This window comes from Streptococcus equi subsp. zooepidemicus (genome assembly GCF_015689395.1).
In the GTDB taxonomy this organism is placed as follows: Bacteria; Bacillota; Bacilli; order Lactobacillales; family Streptococcaceae; genus Streptococcus; species Streptococcus equi.
Genome location: NZ_CP065054.1, coordinates 118,145 through 135,594 on the forward strand (window position 1 = coordinate 118,145; position 17,450 = coordinate 135,594).

16 protein-coding genes and 2 pseudogenes are annotated in these 17,450 nt (G+C 40.8%); 15 read left to right on the plus strand and 3 right to left on the minus strand.

The window, feature by feature from the left end:
* The first annotated feature begins 46 nt into the window (after nucleotides 1-46).
* Nucleotides 47-3,682, plus strand: coding sequence for a DNA-directed RNA polymerase subunit beta' (gene rpoC / locus I2432_RS00715; protein WP_206158894.1), 3,636 nt, complete (start codon nucleotides 47-49; stop codon nucleotides 3,680-3,682).
* A 44-nt stretch (nucleotides 3,683-3,726) separates the two neighbouring features.
* Here rpoC and I2432_RS00720 read toward each other — a convergent pair.
* Nucleotides 3,727-3,915: pseudogene (locus I2432_RS00720) on the minus strand (transposase); the annotation flags it as partial.
* 286 nt (nucleotides 3,916-4,201) lie between these two features.
* On the opposite strand from I2432_RS00720, the gene I2432_RS00725 reads away from it, so the two are divergent.
* From I2432_RS00725 to I2432_RS00790, 14 genes and pseudogenes are all read left to right on the plus strand, one after another.
* Nucleotides 4,202-4,756 carry a hypothetical protein gene (locus tag I2432_RS00725; protein WP_012514775.1) on the plus strand — a complete coding sequence of 185 codons (555 nt, stop codon included), beginning with the start codon at nucleotides 4,202-4,204 and terminating at the stop codon, nucleotides 4,754-4,756.
* A 563-nt stretch (nucleotides 4,757-5,319) separates the two neighbouring features.
* Nucleotides 5,320-6,366 carry an acyltransferase family protein gene (locus I2432_RS00730; protein WP_206158895.1) on the plus strand — a complete coding sequence of 349 codons (1,047 nt, stop codon included), beginning with the start codon at nucleotides 5,320-5,322 and terminating at the stop codon, nucleotides 6,364-6,366.
* 60 nt (nucleotides 6,367-6,426) lie between these two features.
* Nucleotides 6,427-6,792 carry a DUF1033 family protein gene (locus tag I2432_RS00735; protein ID WP_012514777.1) on the plus strand — a complete coding sequence of 122 codons (366 nt, stop codon included), beginning with the start codon at nucleotides 6,427-6,429 and terminating at the stop codon, nucleotides 6,790-6,792.
* 536 nt (nucleotides 6,793-7,328) lie between these two features.
* Nucleotides 7,329-9,332: pseudogene (locus I2432_RS00740) on the plus strand (DUF1430 domain-containing protein).
* A gap of 1 nt (nucleotide 9,333) precedes the next feature.
* Nucleotides 9,334-9,981: an ATP-binding cassette domain-containing protein gene (locus tag I2432_RS00745; RefSeq protein ID WP_206158896.1), complete on the plus strand. Its 648-nt coding sequence runs from the start codon at nucleotides 9,334-9,336 to the stop codon at nucleotides 9,979-9,981.
* Nucleotides 9,982-10,161: 180 nt separating this feature from the next.
* Nucleotides 10,162-11,100 carry a competence type IV pilus ATPase ComGA gene (comGA, locus tag I2432_RS00750; protein WP_206158897.1) on the plus strand — a complete coding sequence of 313 codons (939 nt, stop codon included), beginning with the start codon at nucleotides 10,162-10,164 and terminating at the stop codon, nucleotides 11,098-11,100.
* Entirely contained in the window at nucleotides 11,033-12,067 is a 1,035-nt protein-coding gene (gene comGB, locus I2432_RS00755) for a competence type IV pilus assembly protein ComGB (protein WP_249093266.1), read from the plus strand. The genes comGA and comGB overlap by 68 nt, the downstream gene beginning before the upstream one ends.
* A complete protein-coding gene (comGC, locus tag I2432_RS00760) occupies nucleotides 12,068-12,391 on the plus strand; it encodes a competence type IV pilus major pilin ComGC (RefSeq protein WP_206158899.1) in 324 nt (107 codons plus the stop codon).
* Nucleotides 12,369-12,794, plus strand: coding sequence for a competence type IV pilus minor pilin ComGD (gene comGD, locus I2432_RS00765; RefSeq protein ID WP_012514783.1), 426 nt, complete (start codon nucleotides 12,369-12,371; stop codon nucleotides 12,792-12,794). Before comGC ends, comGD begins: the two co-directional genes overlap by 23 nt.
* Before the next feature lie 4 nt (nucleotides 12,795-12,798).
* The gene (gene comGE / locus I2432_RS00770; protein ID WP_249093270.1) at nucleotides 12,799-13,041 is read left to right on the plus strand and encodes a competence type IV pilus minor pilin ComGE; all 243 of its coding nucleotides are present in this window, start codon (nucleotides 12,799-12,801) and stop codon (nucleotides 13,039-13,041) included.
* Nucleotides 13,028-13,462 (plus strand): competence type IV pilus minor pilin ComGF, encoded by a 435-nt coding sequence (comGF, locus tag I2432_RS00775; protein WP_012677237.1) that lies wholly within the window; start codon nucleotides 13,028-13,030, stop codon nucleotides 13,460-13,462. The genes comGE and comGF overlap by 14 nt, the downstream gene beginning before the upstream one ends.
* Nucleotides 13,440-13,802 (plus strand): competence type IV pilus minor pilin ComGG, encoded by a 363-nt coding sequence (gene comGG, locus I2432_RS00780; RefSeq protein ID WP_206152302.1) that lies wholly within the window; start codon nucleotides 13,440-13,442, stop codon nucleotides 13,800-13,802. Before comGF ends, comGG begins: the two co-directional genes overlap by 23 nt.
* Before the next feature lie 61 nt (nucleotides 13,803-13,863).
* The gene (locus tag I2432_RS00785) at nucleotides 13,864-14,817 is read left to right on the plus strand and encodes a class I SAM-dependent methyltransferase (protein WP_037580627.1); all 954 of its coding nucleotides are present in this window, start codon (nucleotides 13,864-13,866) and stop codon (nucleotides 14,815-14,817) included.
* Nucleotides 14,818-14,876: 59 nt separating this feature from the next.
* Nucleotides 14,877-16,076, plus strand: a complete 1,200-nt coding sequence (locus I2432_RS00790; RefSeq protein ID WP_165627047.1) for an acetate kinase — start codon at nucleotides 14,877-14,879, stop codon at nucleotides 16,074-16,076.
* Nucleotides 16,077-16,686: 610 nt separating this feature from the next.
* Here I2432_RS00790 and I2432_RS00795 read toward each other — a convergent pair.
* Nucleotides 16,687-16,869, minus strand: coding sequence for a class IIb bacteriocin, lactobin A/cerein 7B family (locus I2432_RS00795; protein WP_206158901.1), 183 nt, complete (start codon nucleotides 16,867-16,869; stop codon nucleotides 16,687-16,689).
* 17 nt (nucleotides 16,870-16,886) lie between these two features.
* A complete protein-coding gene (locus I2432_RS00800) occupies nucleotides 16,887-17,138 on the minus strand; it encodes a bacteriocin class II family protein (protein WP_206158902.1) in 252 nt (83 codons plus the stop codon).
* Nucleotides 17,139-17,450: the final 312 nt, after the last annotated feature.

Genomic DNA, 17,450 nt, shown 5'->3' on the forward strand with positions numbered 1-17,450 from the left:
TTGCCCTAGCTGCTAGTAAGTCATCAAAGGCAGAAAGGTAAAACTAGTGGTTGACGTAAATCGTTTTAAAAGTATGCAAATCACATTAGCCTCACCAAGTAAGGTCCGATCATGGTCCTATGGTGAAGTTAAAAAACCTGAAACAATCAACTACCGTACATTAAAACCAGAACGTGAGGGTCTTTTTGACGAAGTCATTTTTGGACCAACCAAGGATTGGGAGTGTGCGTGTGGCAAATATAAACGTATTCGCTATAAAGGGATCGTTTGTGACCGTTGTGGGGTTGAGGTAACTCGGGCAAAGGTTCGTCGCGAACGTATGGGGCATATCGAGCTAAAGGCACCGGTCTCACATATCTGGTATTTTAAGGGAATCCCATCTCGTATGGGCTTGACTCTTGATATGAGTCCTCGTGCTCTTGAGGAGGTAATCTATTTTGCGGCTTATGTGGTTATTGATCCAAAGGACACACCGCTTGAGCCAAAATCACTATTGACAGAGCGTGAATATCGTGAAAAAATCCAAGAATATGGACATGGCTCATTCATTGCTAAAATGGGGGCAGAGGCTATTCAAGACCTCCTAAAGCGTGTTGATTTGGTCACAGAAATTGCTGAGCTAAAGGAAGAATTAAAAACAGCAACAGGCCAAAAGCGTATCAAGGCTGTTCGTCGGTTAGATGTGCTTGATGCCTTTCATAAATCAGGCAATAAGCCAGAATGGATGATCCTGAACATCTTGCCGGTCATTCCACCAGATCTTCGTCCTATGGTGCAATTGGACGGTGGCCGCTTTGCAGCCTCAGACTTGAATGACCTTTACCGTCGTGTCATTAACCGTAATAATCGTTTAGCACGTTTGTTGGAGCTTAATGCGCCTGGTATCATTGTGCAAAATGAAAAGCGTATGCTGCAAGAGGCAGTTGATGCTTTGATTGATAATGGTCGTCGTGGTCGTCCTATTACAGGACCTGGTAGTCGTCCGCTTAAATCCTTGAGCCACATGCTTAAAGGAAAACAAGGGCGTTTTCGTCAAAACCTGCTTGGGAAGCGTGTTGACTTCTCAGGTCGTTCAGTTATTGCTGTAGGTCCAACGCTAAAAATGTACCAATGTGGTGTGCCGCGTGAGATGGCTATTGAGCTTTTCAAGCCATTTGTGATGCGTGAGATTGTTGCCCGCGAATTTGCCGGCAACGTCAAAGCAGCTAAGCGTATGGTTGAGCGTGGCGATGAGCGTATCTGGGATATTCTAGAAGAGGTTATCAAGGAGCATCCAGTCCTGCTTAACCGCGCACCTACCCTTCACAGATTAGGGATTCAGGCCTTTGAGCCGGTGCTTATTGATGGTAAGGCTCTTCGTCTTCACCCGCTTGTGTGTGAGGCCTACAATGCCGACTTTGACGGAGACCAAATGGCTATTCACGTGCCGCTTTCAGAGGAAGCACAGGCAGAGGCTCGTTTGTTGATGCTTGCTGCTGAGCATATTCTTAACCCTAAGGACGGTAAGCCAGTTGTAACACCTTCTCAGGATATGGTGCTAGGAAACTACTACCTAACAATGGAAGATGCTGGTCGTGAAGGCGAAGGTATGGTCTTTAAGGACAAGGACGAAGCGGTAATGGCTTACCGTAATGGCTATGTTCACCTTCATAGTCGTGTTGGTATTGCTGTTGACAGTATGCCAAGCAAGCCTTGGAAGGATAGTCAAAGACACAAAATCATGGTGACAACGGTCGGTAAGATCTTGTTTAATGACATCATGCCAGAGGACCTTCCTTACCTCCAAGAGCCAAATAATGCTAACCTGACAGAGGGCACTCCAGATAAATATTTCTTGGAGCCAGGTCAGAATATTCAGGAGGTTATTGATAGCTTACCGATCAATGTGCCCTTCAAGAAGAAAAATCTTGGTAACATCATTGCGGAAACCTTCAAGCGTTTCCGTACAACAGAAACATCTGCCTTTCTTGACCGCTTGAAGGACCTTGGCTACTATCATTCAACCCTTGCGGGCTTGACGGTTGGGATCGCTGATATTCCGGTTATTGACAACAAGGCTGAGATCATCGAGGCTGCTCACCATCGTGTTGAGGAGATTAATAAGGCCTTCCGTCGAGGCTTGATGACTGATGATGATCGCTATGTTGCAGTCACAACAACATGGCGCGAGGCAAAAGAAGCTCTTGAGAAGCGTCTGATTGAAACACAGGATCCTAAGAACCCAATCGTTATGATGATGGACTCAGGAGCGCGTGGTAACATCTCTAACTTCTCGCAGCTTGCCGGTATGCGTGGCTTGATGGCTGCTCCTAATGGCCGTATTATGGAGCTTCCTATCCTGTCTAACTTCCGCGAAGGCTTGTCTGTTTTGGAAATGTTCTTCTCGACTCATGGTGCTCGTAAGGGTATGACTGATACGGCTCTTAAGACAGCTGACTCAGGCTATCTGACACGTCGTTTAGTTGATGTTGCGCAAGATGTCATCATTCGTGAGGACGATTGTGGTACAGACCGAGGCCTTCTTATTCGAGCTATCACAGATGGCAAGGAAGTCACTGAAACACTTGAGGAGCGCTTGCAGGGTCGATACACTCGTAAATCAGTCAAGCACCCTGAGACTGGTGAGGTACTGATTGGTGCTGACCAATTAATCACTGAGGACATGGCTCGCAAGATTGTTGATGCTGGTGTTGAAGAGGTTACTATTCGCTCGGTATTTACCTGTGCTACTCGTCATGGTGTTTGTCGTCACTGTTATGGTATCAACCTAGCAACAGGTGATGCGGTTGAGGTTGGTGAGGCTGTTGGTACTATCGCTGCCCAATCTATCGGTGAGCCTGGTACTCAGCTGACCATGCGTACCTTCCACACAGGAGGGGTTGCCTCAAATACCGATATCACGCAGGGTCTTCCTCGTATCCAAGAAATCTTTGAAGCGCGTAACCCTAAAGGGGAAGCAGTTATCACAGAGGTTAAGGGTACTGTTATTGAGATTGAAGAGGACGCATCAACTCGTACTAAGAAGGTCTACGTTCAAGGTAAAACAGGCATGGGTGAATATGTCGTGCCATTTACAGCGCGTATGAAGGTTGAGGTTGGTGATGAGGTCAATCGTGGAGCTGCCCTTACAGAAGGGTCAATCCAGCCTAAGCACCTCCTTGAGGTTCGTGATACCTTGTCAGTTGAGACCTACTTGCTTGCTGAGGTTCAAAAGGTTTACCGCAGCCAAGGGGTAGAAATCGGAGACAAGCACGTTGAGGTTATGGTTCGTCAAATGCTTCGCAAGGTACGTGTCATGGATCCAGGTGATACAGATCTTCTGCCAGGAACCTTAATGGATATTGCAGACTTTACAGATGCCAACAAGGAGATTGTTATCTCAGGAGGTATTCCTGCGACCTCTCGTCCAGTGCTTATGGGAATCACAAAAGCCTCACTTGAGACTAACTCATTCCTATCAGCAGCTTCCTTCCAGGAAACTACTCGCGTACTGACAGACGCTGCTATCCGAGGCAAAAAAGACCATCTATTGGGGCTTAAAGAAAATGTTATCATCGGTAAGATCATTCCAGCAGGTACTGGTATGGCTCGTTACCGTAACATTGAACCGCAAGCTATCAATGAGGTTGAGGTTATCGAAGAAGCTGAAGCTACAGAAGAGCCAGCAATTATTGAGGAATAAAAGATTAAAGGACTCACTGTCAACTGTAGTGGGTAGTTGAAAAGCTAACATCTCGAGAGGACCAATTTGGTCTTCTCTTTTTTAATGTTCAAAGCAAGGGAAATGCGTTTTTTGAAGTTGTCAAAGGTTCTGAATCCAAAAGCATTGCGCTTAATGTCTTTGATCAGTTTGTTAGACGCTTCAAGCTTGGCGTTAGAATAAAGTAGTTCAATAGCATTAGTGATATAGTCTTTCTATTGTAGATAGACAAAACTATTTTAAAAATGTTAATCAAAAATAACTTAATAGTGGAAAAATCGATAAATTAATTTATTATAAAAAAACGCTTCTAAAACTTCATTTTATCATTTATTTTTTAAAAATATAGTCTTTTTATTAAGGAAAATATATGTTATTCTGTACATGTAGGTTTCTTAGGTGGTTAATTTTATCAGAAAGGAGTTTATTTTTAGTAGTAAAATTAACTATTATCAGTAAAGATTGTTTGTTTTAATTTTAGAGATTAAAAAGGAGTAAATTATGAGAATAAAAAAGGTTATTTATTCTAGTATCGCTGCGCTTGCAATTTTAACTTACGGTACTATTTCGGCTAATGCTGATGCCTCTATTTCAGAAATTGATCAAACTGAAGTAATAACTATTTTAAAATCTGATGGGTATTTAAATATTGATGAAGGTACTCAAGAAGTTACTATAACAGAGAAATATAAACAAGCAGTTTTATCTTCTATTGATTTAGATAGACAAGAAGCAATTTTTACTGAAAATTCTGTTACTATAAGAGATATATTTAGTCCTAGATCATTTACTGGGGTAAATAAAATTGTTTTTACTTGGAAAGGCTATGATCTTTATTTAGATAGTACCAATGCGAATAGGTTATCCGCACTAGGCTGGGGATCAGCTGCTTTGTCAGGTCTTATTCCAGACCCTATAGTATCTAAGGTACTTGCAGCTGCTTTAGGAGTTGTGTCTGCATCAATATCTTATGCTAATGCTGCAGGAAGAGGAGTAATTGTTGCCTTTGTAGGAACTTTTCCAAGAGGTGTGATACATTGGGTGGCTTCACAATGATAGTACTATATTTAAAAATACTGTGTTTAGCAATTAATTTGATATTATTGGGATTTGTTGATAAATTATTTAAAAATAATACTATTTTTTGGAAAATTTTTTTCTGCCTATTGGGTATAGTTTTACCTATCATTTTTTTCGTATACTAATGATCCAGGCAGGTAATGGATTTGTTAGAAAGACAATCAAGTTGTGATTAATTATGTCTTTTATTGAATTATGTCATTATTGCTGGTAGTTATTCTTACTATATCCGTAAGAAAAGTCTATAAAAATATTCCAAGAAAAATTGAAAGAAAACGAAGGAGTTAATTCCTTCGTTTTCTGGCTCCATGTTAACTGTAGTGGGTGGCTTATATCTAAGCACGAGAGGAGATGAAGTTCGTCTTCTCTTTTTTAATGTTCAGGAGCTAGTCTTAGCTCCTTTTGTTATGCTAAAATCATTAGATTAATTGGTTATATTACGCTATAATAAAAACAATATTAATCAAAATGAGAGACAAATGTGACAAACACTAAAAGTTATGCGTGTATTAATCTCTTAAAAGAAAGTGATTGAATTGATGACGAAAGAGAGCCAGAAAGTCACTGACAGCCTCAATACCTCTGTGGTAAGCCTGTTACAATACTGCTTTGCCATAATGGTTATTGTTATTCATAGCGGTAGGCTGTTTCAGTATGAGCCGCTGCATTTCTTTTTGAAAAGCTTTTTAGGAAGAATGGCGGTGCCTTATTTTCTCATTTGTACCGCCTTTTTTCTAAGAGGCCGCCTTAGAGAGGCGAATCGGGAAAAGCAGTACTTCAAGCAAATGCTAAAAACCTATTTACTTTGGTCTATGATTTATCTCCCTTATGCTTATGCCTTTTTTGAGTCGCTTCGTCTGCCCAAGCATTATCTTCCCCTTGGCTTGTGTTTAGCCCTTAGTTATTTTGGGATGTGCTATCATCTGTGGTATATTCCTGCTTTATGGCTGGGGTGGGTGCTTGTTCAGCTTTCTCTGAAGACCTTTGGTCAAAGAGTAACACTTATCATAGTGGCAGGCTTGTATTTACTAGGGAGTATGGAAACCTATTCTCATTTTTTAAGCTCGACGCCTTTTGAGCCTTTGCTGACAGGCTACATGCACATTTTTCAAACAAGTCGCAATGGTATTTTTTACACCCCTGCTTATCTTTGTGCGGGCTGCTTGCTCTATGATCACTTTTCATCGTCGCTTTTTTCTCAGCGGTATATGAGAAAGGCGGCTGTTTGCCTGATCTTATTGGCCTTGGAAAGCCTGCTTATTTACCATCATCAGGGTCTGGATAAAAATTTCTTCTTGCTTTCTGCGCTGTTCATTACCTTTTTGTTCAACGCTAGTGTTCGTACCAGCCTTTTGTCTAAGTATTCTTTAGCTAAATTAAAAAAGCTAAGCTATTATTATTTTTTCTTGCACCCAATGTTTATCGAATGTTCGCTATTTCTGCTAAGGCCCTACCAGCTTGCCCCGGCCACAAAAGGGAAACTGGTCTTTCTCATGACCCTGCTAGCTACTCATCTTTGCTCAGAGGCCCTTATGCTGCTGGTACGTTCTCAAGCTCATGCCAAGGCCTATCTTAAAAGGCAGTGAGCAGATGTTTTTTAAAAATATCTTTCTTCGGCTATAATAGGCAATAGAGGAAATGAGAACATGTATCAAGTGATTGAAATGTATGGAGACTGGGAGCCTTGGTGGTTTATAGATGGTTGGCAAGACGATATTGTTCAGGAGAAATCGTTTGACAGCTGGCCTGCTGCACTGGCTTATTTTGAGGAAGAATGGCAGCGCATGAAAAAGAGCTATCCCAGCTACCACAGTCAAAAAAGCTTATTGGCTACCTTTTGGAGGGAAGATGAGCGAAGATGGTGTGAGGATTGCGATGAGGAGCTGCAGCAGTATCACTCTCTTTTATTGCTAAAGGATAGAGACATTGTGCCAAAGCATCATTATCAGTCATATTTTGAGCAAAGAAATGACTGCCCACAAGCCTCCCTTAGCTGTAAATTAAGCATCTGAGAGGCTTACAGCTATCAGTCAAATCTATTATCACTCAAATAGCCTAAGATCAGCTAATTAGAGAGCTGACCTTAGGCTATTTTTGTTGTCTGGAAAGATGTCTAATCTAGCAGTGCCTGATTGGGATAGAGAAAACAACATAGCGAGCCTCATTATGATAAAATCATTTGAGGTATGATATAATGTTATTTTTTTATAAAAATGGATTAAATATAACATTGTAAACGTTAACAGAATATGGTATATTTTTGTTAAATAGTTAATGATTTGAGTGGTATTGTGGTAATCGCCATGTCCTTTATGATTGAAGGCGTTTTCAATAGGTGACCTTCTGACCTCTTCTCACCGGTCCTTTGTGGAGAGCTCAGGACGTGATAATCAGAGGCGTGCATGGTCTGGTGCTGGTTACTACTCCTATGCTTTTATCAATACTAATTTTGGAGAGCACGTGACCTTTGATGCAGGGAAATAGGCAGGTCAGTGTGTGTTTATTAGGGGCGGAGAGACTCCGTCCCTTTTAAGGTAAGGAGTGGGTTATGAAGAGACTGTTTATCATATTGTCTAATATACTAGTTAGCCTCTTTTTGGTTTGGGTATTTACGATCTGGTCAGATACCTTTGTTTCTCATTATTATCCGTCTGTTGTTGTTTTAGATGCTTCGCCTAAGGCAAGCTATAATCAGGTTGAAGCAGGCTTAACCCGTCTAGCAAAGGAAACGGATAGCCTAATTGCAATGCAGCATCAGGAGCCAGGGCCAGAGGGGGCACCTATTGTAACCTATACCTTATTTGGCAAGGGAAAGCTACCGAATGGATTAACTGAAAAGGTTATTGAGGAGCCATCAAGGCTTAGTGTGGAGAATAATTACTTTATTCTTAAAGGTGGCTTGACTGTAGAGCGGCTAAGAGATACATTAGCTGGGCTTGGTATGACCAAAATGACAGTGCTGAAGCCTTCATTTTTAGGGACTGTGGTTCTGATTTTTAGTAGCGGTTCTCAGGCTTTAGGTCTTGTGATATTCTGTCTAACCTTTGGAGCCCTGACCTTGATTGGTCATATTCGCACCCTGAGAACAGCAGGTATCCGCTTGATTTCAGGTGAACGTCGTTGGCAAATCTTTCTTTATCCAATCAGGTCTGATGTGTGTTATTGCTGTTTAGGCCTAATATTTGGATTTAGCCTAGCGGCTGTTATGGGGCAGTTTATGTCTTTTTCGCCGCTTGTTCTTTACCTGATTGGAATAGGTCTTGTTTGCTATAATCTTCTGCTGGTATTTATTGCCCTTTTCTTTGCTGGTTTATTTGTAATTGGGATTAAAAGAGTGCATTTGATGCAGGTGATTAAAGGTCAGATACCTGTCAGAGGTATCATTAGCTTGATTTTAATTGCCCAATTGTTGGCAGTGCTGGTTGTTTCCTTTGGCGCTAGCCGGACCCTTCTTTATGTCCAGGCTGAAAGACAGCAGAAGCAGGGGCAGGCTGCTTGGCTACAAGAGGATAGGCTGGTTACTCTTTTAATAGGACGTGATGGCTTAGATATTGGAAATACGAAGGAAGCTATTGCCAAACAAAAGACTTGGTTTCATGTTATGGATCAGGCTGTTTCAGAGCATGGAGCGATCCTGTCTCGTCATTACCTAGTCGAGCGCGACCTGCAATCAGGCCTCTCTATGCTAACAGCCTCTTCTAGTTGGAATGATTACAGTCCACAAGGGAATGTGCTGCTTGTAACGCCTCAATATGTGAAGCACCAAAAAGTTGAGGTGGCACCTGATATTAGTGAAAAAATCAATCAGCTGTCCCTTGGAGAATTTGTCCTTCTTTTACCAGAGCATTTGAAAGCGCAGGCTGCATAGTACCAATCGGTCTTTGAAACAGCTGTCACTGGGCTTGCTTCCGGTGAGGGTCATCAGCCGATGACTGCTACTGTTTCCTATACAAAGACAGGTCAGGAACGTTTTCTTTATAACACAACACCGATATCCTATCAGCAGTTTTTAAGGGATCCCATTATTGTTGTTTTGACGCCTAAGTCAACTGGCGAACAAGCCTATGCCTTTTGGGAGGTTGCTTTACAAAATTATTTCCTTTTCGATCAGTTGGCAGATACTCAAACGCTCATCAAGCAAAACGGTATTGAGAACTGGGTAGGAGAGCTAAAAACTGGTTATCACATTTATGAGACATTGTTGAACAATCTTCGTAGGGAGATTTGGTTGATGATTGCAGGAGCTATGTTAGGGATAGCGACCTCTATGTTGATGTTTAACACAATGAACCTTCTCTACTTTGAAGAATTTAGACGGGATATTTTCATTAAGCGCGTCTCTGGTCTTAGATTTTTTGAGCTGCATCGTCGTTATTTGCTGTCGCAGCTGCTTGTTTTCTTTGTTGGATTGGTGATTAGTGCCCTGTTAACACAGAATCCTCTTATGTGCCTGCTGGTTTTCTTCCTATTTCTAGGGAATGCCATATTGCTACTATATCGGCAAATGAGAATAGAAAATAAGATGTCACTGCTGATTTTGAAAGGAGCTTAGTATGATTCGATTAGAAAAGGTTAGTAAATGCTTTGGTGATCGTGTCTTATTTTCTGATTTGTCGATGACCTTTGAGTCTGGAAAGGTTTATGCCCTGATTGGGTCAAGCGGTAGTGGTAAGACAACCTTGATGAATATGCTGGCAGCTCTTGAGGATTATCAGGGTGAGATTTTCTTTCGTGGAAAAAACTTGAAAACATACAGATCCAGCGATTTTTTCCGTCACGAATTGGGCTACCTATTTCAGCATTTTGGGCTGTTGGAGAGTCAGACGATTGCTGATAATTTGAAGCTAGGGCTAATTGGTCAAAAATTAAGCAAGGAGGAAGGCCGGCAAAGGGAATTAGAAGCCCTAAGGGAAGTTGGCTTGGATTATCTGAGCTTAGAAAAGCCTGTTTTTGAATTGTCCGGTGGTGAATACCAGCGTGTTGCCCTAGCTAAGGTGATGCTAAAAGATCCTCCCTTTATTTTAGCTGATGAGCCTACGGCTTCTATTGATCCAGAGGCTTCTAAGACAATTATGGCTATTTTGCTGTCACTTCGGCATGAAAATCGGACAATTATTATCGCAACCCACAGCCCAACAATTTGGGAAATGGCAGATGAGGTCATCTCTGTTGATCAGCTTAGTAGCCTCACCAAGCTCTAAATAAAGCCTGGACTAGCTAAGTGATTAAGGCTTGACCTTGTCATCATAGCATCGCAAAAGGATTCTGCGCTGTTCGTAGCGTGCTGACTCTCTTGTTTAATGCTAAGAATTTATCAAAAAATGGCCTTTTTCTTGAGGCTATTTTTTTATTTTTCGAATAGTCTTAGTGAGGAGGTAAGAATGATTCAAGAATTAGCCAAGCGGCTTATCAGGCAGGCTGAAGAATTGCAGGCTCAGGATATTTATATACTACCAAGGGGGACAGGCTATGAGCTTTTGATGAGGGTAGGTGATGACAGGAGGCTAATAGATGTTTGTGAAAGTGATCGGATGGCTAATCTTATTAGTCACTTTAAGTTCGTTGCAGGAATGAATGTGGGAGAAAAAAGACGCTGTCAGCTCGGTGCTTGTGACTACGACCTTGATGACACTAAGGTGTCTCTACGATTATCAGCTGTGGGTGATTATCAGGGACAGGAGAGCTTAGTTATTCGTCTCTTGTATCATCATCAACGCCAGCTCAGGTATTGGTTTAATGGTTTAGAGCGAGTCACATCAGCTATTGGAGCTAGAGGCCTTTACCTCTTTTCTGGACCAGTCGGATCAGGTAAGACAACCCTGATGTATCAGCTAGTCTCTGACTATTGCAAGGAGCTTCAGGTGATCAGTATTGAGGATCCTGTGGAAATAAAAAATGACCAGCTCCTGCAATTACAGGTTAACGATAGCATTGGCATGACATACGATAATCTGATTAAGCTTTCCTTGCGTCATCGTCCAGATGTGTTGATTATCGGAGAAATTAGAGATACACAGACTGCTAGAGCGGTTATTAGGGCTAGCCTAACAGGAGCAATGGTCTTTTCAACCGTCCATGCAAAGAGTATTTCAGGCGTTTACGCTAGGCTGCTAGAATTAGGCATTTCTAGGGCAGAATTGGATAATAGTCTAGCAATGGTTGCTTACCAGCGATTTATTAGTGGAGGTGCTTTAATTGATTGTGCGCAAAAGGAATTTGAACATCATCAAGCCAACCGGTGGAATCAGCAGATTGATCAGCTTCTTGCAGAGGGACATCTCAATAGCAGGCAGGCAAGGCTTGAAAAAATTATCCAGTAAGCAGCAAGAAAAGCTTATCCAATTGCTCTATAACCTATTGTCTAACGGCTTTAATTTGACAGAGGTCATTGCTTTTTTGAGAAAAAGCCAGCTGCTACTGCCAGTCTATGTTACAAGTATGGAAGCAAGCCTATTAAAGGGCAACGGCCTTGCTGACATGCTAGCAGCCTTAGGTTACTCTGATGCTGTTATGACACAAATTAATCTGGCAGATAAGCATGGCAATATCAAGCTAACCTTGGAAAAAATTCAGGACTATCTGAGTCAATTTCGCCAAATCAAGCGAAAGACCATCGAGGCAGTCACTTATCCGATCATACTTTTGGGTTTTTTAGTGGTTATCATGCTAGGCTTGCGGCATTACCTAATCCCTCAGCTAGAGAGTCAAAATGCCTTGACTGACTTGTTGCTTCATTTGCCTCATTATTTCTTAGGCTTTTGTCTGCTTTTGCTGTCGCTGATTGGCTCTTTTTACCTATATGCCAGGTCCTGTAGCAGGTTAAGGCTATTTAGTCAGCTGAGCTATTATCCTATCATTGGGTCCTTATTGCGGCAATATTTGACAGCCTACTATGCTAGAGAATGGGGCAACCTCATCGGACAAGGCTTAGAATTGATCACCATTTTAGAAATGATGTCAAACGAAAAGTCACAGCTCATGCGAGAGCTTGCCAAGGATATCAAGCAGGGCCTGCTAGCTGGCCAATCCTTTCATCAAAGGGTTGCAGCTTATCCCTTTTTTAAAAAGGAGCTGAGCCTAATGATTGAATATGGCGACATCAAATCAAAGCTTGGTCGGGAGCTAGATATCTATGCCCAAGAAAGCTGGGAGACCTTTTTTAGTCAGCTCAATCGGGCAACACAATGGATCCAGCCGATTATTTTTTTAGTGGTTGCTGTGGTTATTGTGATGATTTATGCTGCTATTTTATTACCAATTTATCAACATATGGGAGATGTTTTTTAAATGAAAATGAGATTATCAACCTTAAAAGATCAAGCTGTTCAGGCCTTCACTTTACTGGAAATGCTTCTGGTTTTGTTAATCATTAGTGTTTTGATGCTGTTATTTGTTCCAAATTTAAGTAAACAAAAGGATAAGGTGACAGATACAGGCAATGCTGCGGTGGTAAAGCTAGTTGAAAATCAGGCAGAGCTTTATGAATTATCACATGGGGAAAAGCCAAGCCTGAAGCAACTGCAAGAGGATGGAAGCATCAGTGACAAGCAACAAAAGGCTTATCAGGATTATTATGCAAAGCATAAAGATGAAACTAAGAAGCTCAATTAAAGCTTTTACCCTCTTAGAGGGCTTACTGACGCTTTTTTTGATTAGCTTTATGCTGCTGTGCTTGTCATTACCGGTATCAGATAGCTATGCTAGGGTTGAGGAGCATCTCTTTTTCATGCGCTTTGAACAGGCCTATAGGCACCTACAGAAGCTATCGATATTACGTCAAAAAGAGCATGTGCTGGTCTTAAAGCCACATTATATTAAGGCCGAAGAAGCTATTTTGCCTCTGCCAAAGCAGGTCAAGCTAAAATCTACCCAGACCTTAACCATTGATAAACTGGGCGGCAATCATTCGCTGGCAAGGGTTGTCTTTGAAAATAGAGATCGGCAGATTACTTATCAATTTTATTTAGGGAGTGGTAATTATCAAAAAACAAGTCAAAGCCTACATCGCTCTTGAAGGCTTGATAGCAACAGGACTTATTCTTGTTATTGTAACACTGATCCTGTCAGCCCTGCATTATAGCCAGCAAGAGCTAGCAGCCTGTCGTCAAAAGCAAGAGCTATTGAATACAGCTGTGATGGCTATGCAGACAAAACAAAGGGTATTAAGCCTTAATGGTTGTCATATTAAGCTATTATCACATCAGAAGGGTATCGCTATTGTTGAAAAAGACCAAACGATTATTAGGATTGAAAGACAGTAGGTTAAAGGCTTTCACCTTGATAGAGTGCCTTATTGCCTTGCTTGTCATCTCAGGCTCTTTATTAGTTTATCAGGCCTTAACCAAGAGCCTTATGGTGAGTGAGAGGTATCTAGCAGCAAATGATCAGGACAACTGGCTTTTGTTTTCCCAGCAATTGCGAGCAGAGCTTTCAGGTACTACCTTACAGGGTGTCTCCAATAATAGGCTATATGTTGAGAAAGACAAGAAAACTCTGTCCTTTGGACAGGTCAAAAGCCATGATTTTAGAAAAGCAGCTGGCAATGGTCGAGGCTATCAGCCCATGCTGTTTGGCTTGTCAAGTAGCCAAATAACAGCAGTAGGTCAGCAGGTTATCATCAAGCTGAAGTGGCAAAGCGGCTTAGAAAGGACCTTTATTTATGCATTTCAAGAGAAGGGTTAAGGCAGGAGTGCTTTTGTATGCTTTGCTGATGGCATCAGTCTTTTTATTACTGTTACAGGCTTATCTTAGTCATATTAGCCAGCTACATCAGGAATATCAGGCTCAGATGGACTACGCAAAGGCTCAGCTAATGGCAGAAATGGTCTATCAGGAGCAGCCTCCTAGTGATGGTCAGATTGCCTTTAATTGTGGTCAGGCTAGCTATAAGTCGCATAAGCAGCATTTTATAATTGAGATCAAATTACCACATCAGCAGTTATATCAATTCAGCTATCCTAAAGTTCAGCAGGTCTCTCAGACTTCTAAAAAGGAGCCTGAGCTTAGGCAATCACTCCCATAACTAAGGGAGCCTGGCTAGTGGTATTCTTTTCATTTCAGCCTTATTTTGATATGATAGACGTATGAATTTTGAAAAGATTGAACAAGCCTATGAGCTTATATTAGAAAATAGCCAGCTGATTGAAAATGATCTAAAAACGCATATCTATGATGCTATTGTTGAGCAGAATTCTTTTTATCTGGGAGCCCAAGGAGCAAGTCCTCAGGTTGCTAAAAATATTGAGACGTTGAAGGCCTTGCAGTTAACCAAGGAGGAGTGGCGCCAGGCTTATCAGTTTGTTTTGATCAAGGCTGGGAAAACAGAGCCATTACAGGCCAACCACCAATTTACCCCAGACGCGATCGGCTTTATCATGCTTTATATTTTGGAGACCTTGAGCTCACAAGAGTCACTTGATGTGCTTGAGATTGGCAGTGGGACAGGCAATCTGGCTCACACCATTTTAAACCATTCACACCAAGCGATTCATTATTTAGGCATTGAGCTTGATGATTTATTAATTGATCTATCAGCTAGTATTGCTGAAATCATGGGGTCGTCAGCCCAGTTTATTCAAGAGGATGCTGTCAGACCTCAGTTGTTAAAAGAAAGTGATATGATCATTAGTGATTTGCCAGTTGGCTTTTATCCTAACGATGATATTGCCAGCAGGTATCAGGTGGCTAGCTCAGATGAGCATACCTATGCCCATCATTTACTGATGGAGCAGGCCTTAAAGTACCTGAAAAAAGATGGCTTTGCTATTTTCTTAGCACCGGTAAATCTTTTGAGCAGCCCACAAAGTCACCTCTTAAAACAATGGCTGAAGGGCTATGCTCAGGTTGCGGCCTTGATTACTTTGCCTGAGGCTGTGTTTGGAAATCCAGCTAATGCAAAATCGATTATTGTTCTTTGTAAGCAATCGAATCGCTTTGCAGAAACCTTTGTTTACCCCATTAGGGATTTGAAATCTGTTGATAATGTTCGTGATTTTATGGAAAACTTCAAAAATTGGAAACGGGATAATGTTATTTAACGGAATTTTTTGATATAATAGAAAAGCATTGCAGAAAACGATTTCAAGAGAGGTAAAACATGTCAAAGACAATTGCAATTAATGCAGGAAGCTCCAGCTTAAAATGGCAGCTATATCAAATGCCAGAGGAAAAGGTATTAGCACAGGGAATTATCGAACGTATCGGTCTGACAGACTCAATCTCTACTGTTAAATTCGATGGCAAAAAAGAAGAGCATATTCTTGATATTCCAGATCATACAGAGGCTGTTAAGCGCTTGTTGAATGATTTGATTCATTTTGGCATTATTGGTACGTATGACGAGATCACAGGTGTTGGGCACCGTATTGTTGCAGGTGGTGAATACTTTAAGGAATCTGTGGTTGTTGATGATAAGGTTGTTGAGCAGGTTGAGGAGTTAGCAGCCTTGGCACCCTTGCACAATCCGGGGGCAGCAGCAGGTATTCGTGCCTTTCGTAAGATTTTGCCGGACATTACGAGTGTTTGTGTGTTTGATACGTCGTTTCATACCACAATGCAAAAGCATACCTACCTTTATCCAATTCCTCAAAAATATTATACAGATTATAAGGTTCGCAAGTACGGGGCGCATGGGACTAGCCATAAATATGTTGCTGAGGAAGCAGCAAAAATGCTGGGTCGCCCTCTAGACGAATTAAAGCTCATTACAGCCCATGTTGGTAATGGTGTGTCTATCACAGCCAATTATCATGGTCAGTCAGTGGATACTTCTATGGGCTTTACACCGCTTGCTGGTCCGATGATGGGGACACGCTCTGGTGATATTGATCCTGCTATTATTCCTTATTTGATTGCTCAGGATCCTGAGCTAAAGGACGCAGCAGATGTGGTCAATATGCTTAACAAGCAATCTGGATTAGGTGGTGTGTCTGGTATTTCCAGTGATATGCGTGATATTGAGGCTGGCTTGCAGGCTAACAATCCAGATGCCGTCTTAGCTTACAATATCTTTATTGATCGTATCAAGAAATTTATCGGACAATACTTTGCGGTATTAAATGGTGCAGATGCCTTGGTCTTTACCGCAGGTATGGGTGAGAATGCGCCCTTGATGCGCCAAGATGTCGTTAATGGCTTGTCATGGTTTGGTATGGAAATTGATCCAGAGAAAAATGTGTTTGGTTATCGTGGTGATATTTCAACAGCAGCTTCAAAGGTGAAGGTGCTTGTCATCTCAACTGATGAAGAGCTGTGTATTGCGCGTGACGTTGAACGCTTGAAACAGACTATATCATAATCTGATAATATAATCTTAGCTCAGCTGATCACTTTTAAAAGGGTTGAGTTTGGGGCAAAAGACTAACGATCAATCTAAAAAAACACGAACAAAAGTATATTTCTAGTCAATAGGTTTATACTTTTGTTCGTTTTGCTATGTTAATCACTGTGGATCGAGGTTTCATAAAAAGAGTCTGAGACAAAAAGTCATCTCAGTCGAGAAAAATAGGCAATTATTTTTCGTGTAAGTTCCTATTTTAGTATTGAATCATTTTTTTATTGTACTTGATAAGAGTATTAGCTATAAGAACTAATCTCATATCAGTTTTAATCCGCTGTTTATCTATTAAATATTCTTTGATATTAACGATATGATCTTAGATAATAAGTTTAAAAGCAAAATGCTTACTAAAAATAAAGAGGTAATAGCATTAAAGCAATATTACCTCAAAGATTCTACAGATATGTTTTGGTTATTTATTTAAAAATCAATTTTATGAATATATAAACTAATATTGTGATAGCAATGACCTTACCAGCATTTGCCTTTACCTTTTGATCTTTCAAAAAGACTTGTGATAATATAAGACAAATTAATCCAGATATAATAGTTATCGCCATATGATTAACTACAAGCCAGTCGCAATTCCTGAAGCAATACAAACAAATGCTGCTGCACCACCTGTTATTGGACCTCCAGCTGCTGCAAGTAATACACCACCTATACAACCACCTATAGCAGAGCCAATGTTCCCACCTCCGCCGTATACATTAGTTAACGCTTGATCTTGTAATTCTAAAAAATTATTCATATACTTTTACCTTTATATTAGAATTTTATATTATTTCCTATCATGCCACCTATACAAGTTATTCCACCTGCAATCGCCCCAATATGAGCTCCAACAAATGCTCCAGCAGGCCCTCCTACACCTAATGTAACCAGACCTGAACCAACTCCTCCAGTTATAGCACCACCACTAATACCACCAATTAAATGATTTCTACAGTCAGTAGCATTATAGCCTCCTATAATATCGGCTAATTCTTCACTTGTTAATTTTTTACTTCGTTTAAACATATTTATTTAAAAAGCCTCCCATTCTATATTTGTCAAACTGCTGCAATCTAACAAACTAAATGTAGCACATCCTATCATGATTTGTCAATTTAGAAGCGGTTACATTAGAGTAAATAGAGTTTTTCTTTTTACCTAAATTAATTTTAATTTAAGTAAAAAGAATATTATGTTACTATTTGACCTATGGTATTATTTTCGTTTTATACCTAGAGTTATCACATGCTGATGAGGTCAATCAGTTTTTTTGATTATTTGGAACATTTTTGACGGTTATTACTCCAAAGAGTTTAAGCTTTGGCTTGGACCTGGAAA